Genomic DNA, 270 nt, shown 5'->3' with positions numbered 1-270 from the left:
CGGGCACGAAGAGGTTCGACTCGTCCGTCTCCCCATAAAGCAGGTCGACGTTCGAGCGGGGCAGCGACGCGCCCGCGGCCTGGGCGAGGACGTCGCAGCCCTTGCCGACCAGCTCCTTCTTCACCGCGGCGTGGCCATCGGACTTGATGTCGAAGGCGGCCTGGGTGAGGCGGTCGATCTGCTGCGGATCGAGCCGGGCGGCGCCGGCCCGCTCCATCGCCTGCATCATGCGGTCGAACACGCTGCGGACGACGAACACTTCCTTTTCAC

General features: G+C 68.1%; 1 protein-coding gene. It reads right to left on the bottom strand.

Features of this window, described 5'->3' with window-relative positions; genetic code table 11:
- Window positions 1-270 (bottom strand): hypothetical protein (locus R0J92_RS23205; protein WP_411053406.1); only part of this gene is annotated, 270 nt, incomplete at both ends.

This window comes from Tritonibacter sp. SIMBA_163 (genome assembly GCF_046535935.1).
Classification (GTDB): domain Bacteria; phylum Pseudomonadota; class Alphaproteobacteria; order Rhodobacterales; family Rhodobacteraceae; genus Epibacterium; species Epibacterium scottomollicae.
This window is presented reverse-complemented; position numbering and strand designations above follow the sequence as displayed.